At 56.7% G+C, this 670-nt stretch carries 1 pseudogene; it reads right to left on the minus strand.

What is annotated here, in order from left to right:
- Positions 1-576 (minus strand): annotated as a pseudogene (locus tag ACM6IQ_RS22200) (RHS repeat protein); the annotation flags it as partial.
- Positions 577-670 lie beyond the last annotated feature (94 nt).

Here is a 670-nt window from a genome sequence, read left to right on the forward strand (position 1 = left end):
CTTGTCTTCCAGCTCGGTGATGTTGCCCACCGCATCGTAGACATAATGCAAATCCTGCAACGGCTTCTGACTTCCAGTTGTGGCCACCAACCTAATCAACCGACCGTCATCGGCGTCGTACCCGGCTTGCGTTTTCACACCGTTGCCAGCGATTTCGCTTTCGATCTGGTCATGGGCGTTGTAGCGGATGTCGCTGACCAGACATTGCGGTTGTCTGCCCTCTCCAGCCAGCAGCAGCCAGGTTTCACTCAGCCTGCCTGCCACGTCATAGGCAAAGGTACGGTGATTGCCCATGGCATCGGTCTGGCACTTAATCTCGCCAGTGGGAGAGAAGACGTGCCGCGTGACGAACGACTGGTTTTCCAGCAACAGGTCCCGGGCCTCTATATCGATTGGCCAATTCGGTGCTTTAACTTCAAGTAGAAAACGACTGCCTTCAATCAGCGCAGCACCGGCCAATCCATACTCCTCAATGATTTGAGTAGCGGCAGGGTTGTCATGCCGGATCAACCGGCCGCACTGATTGCGCTTGGCGTCCAGATCACCGGCGCCGCCGTAGGTCAGGCGTTCAACCACACGCGGAAACTCCTGCGCAGACTCCTCCGTAACCGAAAGTACCCGCTGCTGATCGTCATACTCGCACTGACGCTGATTACCTCGGCCATCCCAG

Origin of the sequence: Pseudomonas sp. IT-P100, assembly GCF_949767185.1 — a bacterium.
Lineage (GTDB): Bacteria > Pseudomonadota > Gammaproteobacteria > Pseudomonadales > Pseudomonadaceae > Aquipseudomonas > Aquipseudomonas fluorescens_B.